This is a genomic window from Cryobacterium sp. MLB-32, from assembly GCF_000738085.1.
In the GTDB taxonomy this organism is placed as follows: Bacteria; Actinomycetota; Actinomycetes; order Actinomycetales; family Microbacteriaceae; genus Cryobacterium.
In genome coordinates this window covers 1-4,195 of record NZ_JPRS01000160.1, presented here as the reverse complement: position 1 = coordinate 4,195, position 4,195 = coordinate 1, and the positions used below count along the sequence as shown (strand labels likewise).

The 4,195-nt window shown below is 62.8% G+C and carries 7 protein-coding genes and 1 tRNA gene; 4 read left to right on the top strand and 4 right to left on the bottom strand.

Translation table 11 applies throughout. The annotated features are described in order from the left end of the window. Positions 1-77 precede the first annotated feature (77 nt). Positions 78-151 (top strand) — tRNA-Met (locus JF66_RS14285). Positions 152-487: 336 nt separating this feature from the next. Here the strand turns inward: JF66_RS14285 and JF66_RS14280 are convergent. Together JF66_RS14280 and JF66_RS14275 are read right to left on the bottom strand one after the other, a co-directional pair. Next, the gene (locus JF66_RS14280; RefSeq protein WP_051973565.1) at positions 488-706 is read right to left on the bottom strand and encodes a hypothetical protein; all 219 of its coding nucleotides are present in this window, start codon (positions 704-706) and stop codon (positions 488-490) included. A 90-nt stretch (positions 707-796) separates the two neighbouring features. Further along, positions 797-1,837 carry a hypothetical protein gene (locus JF66_RS14275; protein WP_035879141.1) on the bottom strand — a complete coding sequence of 347 codons (1,041 nt, stop codon included), beginning with the start codon at positions 1,835-1,837 and terminating at the stop codon, positions 797-799. 263 nt (positions 1,838-2,100) lie between these two features. Here JF66_RS14275 and JF66_RS14270 point away from each other — a divergent pair, with 263 nt between their 5' ends. Next, positions 2,101-2,493: a VOC family protein gene (locus JF66_RS14270; protein ID WP_035879142.1), complete on the top strand. Its 393-nt coding sequence runs from the start codon at positions 2,101-2,103 to the stop codon at positions 2,491-2,493. Positions 2,494-2,912: 419 nt separating this feature from the next. Here JF66_RS14270 and JF66_RS24450 read toward each other — a convergent pair whose 3' ends face one another. Further along, complete coding sequence (locus tag JF66_RS24450) at positions 2,913-3,056, bottom strand: hypothetical protein (protein WP_231556439.1); 144 nt, start codon at positions 3,054-3,056, stop codon at positions 2,913-2,915. Here JF66_RS24450 and JF66_RS24445 point away from each other — a divergent pair. Continuing rightward, positions 3,037-3,270 carry a Fic family protein gene (locus tag JF66_RS24445; RefSeq protein ID WP_231556438.1) on the top strand — a complete coding sequence of 78 codons (234 nt, stop codon included), beginning with the start codon at positions 3,037-3,039 and terminating at the stop codon, positions 3,268-3,270. The genes JF66_RS24450 and JF66_RS24445 overlap by 20 nt on opposite strands. Before the next feature lie 51 nt (positions 3,271-3,321). After that, complete coding sequence (locus JF66_RS23075; RefSeq protein WP_156109809.1) at positions 3,322-3,798, top strand: hypothetical protein; 477 nt, start codon at positions 3,322-3,324, stop codon at positions 3,796-3,798. Positions 3,799-3,856: 58 nt separating this feature from the next. On the opposite strand, the gene JF66_RS14260 is transcribed toward JF66_RS23075, so the two are convergent. Beyond that, the coding region (locus tag JF66_RS14260; RefSeq protein WP_035879140.1) for an isochorismatase family protein at positions 3,857-4,195 on the bottom strand (339 nt) is incomplete at its 5' end.

The following is a 4,195-nucleotide window of genomic DNA, read 5'->3' as shown; positions in this document are numbered from 1 at the left end:
CATTCAGCATAAATTTATGGGTAAGAGTGGCAAGCGGTCACGCGATGCTTCAGTGTGTGCTAAATTTGTACTTGTAGCGCGGGGTGGAGCAGTTCGGTAGCTCGCTGGGCTCATAACCCAGAGGTCGTAGGTTCAAATCCTGCCCCCGCAACAGAAAAGTCCAGATCAAAACTCGTTTCTCGGTCCCTCAACAGGGCGTGGCAAATGACTGACTTGGCGTAAATCCGGCGTAGCCCATGGCTACGCCGGATTTTTTGTCTTGGCAGGAGGTGCGCCTCGAGCCCGCTGGTCACCGTTGGGGATCGTTTGCGCACCTGTCGGGTATGACTAAGACAGCACGCACACTTCCAGTTCTCGAGGTGGTCCTGACGACGAGTGAACTCGCCGCTCACCTGGGTGTCCCGGTGCAGACCGTCCGCGATCCACGCCACGCCCATGGGGGACCGCGTGGCTCTCGAGCGGGGCGTGACTGAGGGGACGGAATGTCTCACGTGTTCGTGTGGCTGTTCCCCGGCCGTCGTAGACCGAGCACAATCAGGATCATGCCAACGATGGCGAGGATGAGCCCGATGAAAAGCCACATCCTGCTACCCGTCATGAAACTGCCCGGGATCAGATTCATACCCTGCCCAGTCCAGATTCCACCCAGGATCAGAGCTATCACGCCGACGGTGATCAAGGTCGTGCGTCCGATGCCGCTAGTCATGTCACCCAAGGTACTCTGACCGGCTCACTCGTCGCCCGGTGGAGCACCGGCTTGCGGGCGGCGTTCGGCGCGGCACTCCGGAATGCGACGCTACTCGGGGCGATTGAGCGCGTCGCCGTCCCACGTCAGGTCGGCGTCGGTTCGAATCGGGAGGACCTCGAGACCGGAAGTCCGCACGAGCTCACGGATGAGCGCCGTCGTCCCGGCAACGAGCGTCGAGTCATAGTCGATTTCGGTGGCGAGCACCCAGGAATGATCGTCAGGCCACAGGATGCTTGGCGATTGTGCCCACATCACGCGGTCTATCCACGGCGCATGCCCGGGCCAACCAGCATCCGCGAAGGTGTTAGCGCCGGCCTCGAACAGAACGTAGTGCCGTCCAGTGCCTCCGTGGAGGTCGAAACGCGGTCCGGCTGCGGCTTCACGAGTGAGCACGCCTGAGCCTGGTTCCGGCTCGGGGTGGGCACGGCCAGGTAGAGCGTCGAGGACGGAACGCGCCCCGGCGATCCCCTGCCGGGCTGCCGTGAAAAGTCGCTCCCGAAGCGTCGGATCACTGATGTGCGCTGCATCCTCTTCGGTGTTGCCGGCAGACCCTTCGTCGCTCGATTCGGGCCCGAAGTGGGCAATTCCTGCCGAGCTCACGAGACCGCCCCACCCCTCCCAGATCGCGGCGATACCCGCATCCGGAGTCGTGGTGTGACGGGCAAGAACCGTGGATGTCGTCGTCAACGACGCTGCATCAAAACAACCCTCAAACGTGTCTCCGTAGCGCCAGCCGTCTGCCGCGATCGCGCCGCCTGCATTGCCATAGTCGCGCCGCACAAGCCGCGCGTACTGCGCTTCGGCGTGCATGGTCGTGCGGAACGAAGCCGCAGCCTGTGCCCACGTGCTGCGCTCCCTCTCAAGCGACGCCTCGATGTCATGGATACCCTCGAAGTACGTCGCGGCATCGACACCCTGCCACGTCTTTGTGTCGCGCGGGCGATCGCGCTCGACAGGATGAAACACGCGCGCGTACGCCTCGAAACCGCGAGGAACAATTGACAGGATGCTGCCAAACGGCTCGGCTTCCAGAGGTCGAAGCCACTCACCCCGCCCAATGTCGGGCACCCACTCGAATTCTTCCGGCATACACCCATTTTCCCTCAACGAAACTGCCCGGTTTACTCGTTCGATGCCTCGAACTGAGTTGGTCAGCGTTCCCGTCGCGCGGCCCCGTCCCCAGACCGCCCAGCATGTAGCGGCCGAACAGGACGCTCGTCCTCATCGCCACGGCGTCGGCCAGCCTCGCGATCGAGAGCCCGCCGAATCCCTCGACTGTTGTGCGACGAACGATCGTAGGGTTGACGTGCGCACGAACGATCGTGCTGATGAGAATCCAGGAGGAACCATCGATGACCACTTTCCCACCCCTCGCCCACGTGGCGCTCACGGTACGAGACCTCGAGGTGAGCGTCCCCTGGTACACGGAGTTGTTCGACGACCAGCCAGTGCTCGATGAGGACACTGGACCCTTCCGCCACGTCGTCTGGATGGTGAGCGGCACCCTCGTCGGTCTGCACCAGTTCCCCGACTCGGACGTGACGACACCGTTCAGCGAGCGCCGTGCGGGCTTAGATCACGTCGCATTCGGCGTCGCGGACCGGTCCGAGCTGGAGCTCTGGGAGAAGCGCCTGGACCAGCTCGGCGTCAGCCACGACACGATCAGGGACGCCGGATACGGGTCAGGCCTGTCCTTCCGAGATCCCGACGGGCTGCCGCTAGAGTTCTTCGCGCCGCCGGCCTGAGAAGAAGCAGCACCGCCTTGGTTGAGCGTCCGCTGATCTGACCGGACGCTTAACCGAGGGAAATGTCACAACCGAGCCCGTGTCGCCCTGGCCCGCCGGCGCTGTGACGTTCTCTTCGCGATCGTCCGCGACGGTACTCTCTCCGAGACCAAACACGCCCTGGCCGCTCGACAAGAACAGAGGGGCCCACGGTCTTTCGCCGGAATGGCGTTGTTCGGAAAGTGGTTTCTGGGGCTGTGGATCACACAGAACCTCAGTTCTCTGGGTTTTATTCGGGGGATGATTCCGTTCTGGTAGTGGATGCCGCGCATACAGAAGAAGGTTCGGGCGCTGAACAGGGGGCGTGTGTCCCGGCTCGGCGGATCTGGGTGCTGTCACGTGGGCGCCTGCTGCGGTATCCGTCGGCAGGCCCGAGTTGGCTACGCGGCCGTGATCACCAGCGCCACCGACTCGTCGGTCGTCCGGCCCAGGCGCTGGACCGCACGGAAGGCCCGGTACTTCAGGCCATACTTCGTCAGCAGCGCCGCGTCCAGGGCGTTGAGAGTGTCGGCGTCGCTGTGCACCAGCGCCTGGTCGATGATCCGTGCCTATTTGATCCACCCGTTCATCGACGGAAACGGTCGCACCGGACGTGCGCTCATCCACACGGTCCTCCACCGAACGGATGCGCTGCGGAACATGCTGATCCCGATCAGCACGGTGTTTGCGAGCAACAAGGATGCGTACCTCAAGGGATTGACGGCCTTCCGGGCACGGCCCTCGCGCCTGGATGACTAGATCATTCGCTTCGCCCACGCAGCTGAGCTGGCTGCTGCAAACGCAGTGCGTTTGTCTGTCGACATCGAGGCACGTGATCTGACGGCCCGCGAGGAGCTCAGCCGCTACCGCCAGCAGCAGGAAATCTCACCTGCCACTCCGCGCAGGGATGCTGTAATTCTGCGCATTCTGGACATGGTGGCCAGCGAGCCTGTACTGACCATCGAAACTGTTACGGCACGACACACGGTGTCCCCAGCAGCGGCGCATCGCGCGCTGGTACAACGTGCCGATGCGGGCGTCCTGGGGCGCAACACAGACCAGAAGGGGCGACTGATCTGCTGGAGCGCCGACCGAAAGGCAAACCGGGCGATCGCAGCATTCGTCCCGTACGGCGTTCCCTATCGGCACGGCATCGCCGATCTCGGCCAGTGGATGGTTCGGCCGCAAATCTGTCGCGCTGGTCGTGCGGCTTTCGGGCATTTTCGCTGGGACTGCTTGAACGCTGACGCGGCAGTGCGCAACCGGGGGACGTCGGGTATGTGCTGATGTCCGGCCCTCGCAGCCTGCCGGTGCCATCGAGACTGGCTCACGCACCTCGCTCGAATCATCTCATTGTCGCTGTGATCTCCTCGGTGGTGGCGATGCGTGCGAACCCTCCGGCCTGCAGGTTCAGTGCTGTCGCTTTCATGAGCTCGTCAGCGGTGAGAGCGATCTTCCCCATGCCCGGAACGATTGTGGACAGGTAGAAGGTTCTCGTCGCGTCAAGTGGAATGGTTACGTCATATCCCAGATTTCCGGCCATTCGTGCGGTGGTTTCGACGCACATGTTGGTCTGGATTCCGCAGATAACGAGCCGATTGACGTCGTGTTCCTGCAACCATTCATGGAGACCGGGCTCACCGTAGAATGCCGAGTTCACATGTTTCGTGACAACGAGATCGAC

Coding starts and splice junctions, on each gene's coding strand:
- JF66_RS14270 (WP_035879142.1), top strand. CDS start 2,101: ATGACCACTTTCCCACCCCTCGCCCACGTGGCGCTCACGGTACGAGAC.
- JF66_RS14280 (WP_051973565.1), bottom strand. CDS start 706: ATGACTAGCGGCATCGGACGCACGACCTTGATCACCGTCGGCGTGATA.
- JF66_RS14275 (WP_035879141.1), bottom strand. CDS start 1,837: ATGCCGGAAGAATTCGAGTGGGTGCCCGACATTGGGCGGGGTGAGTGG.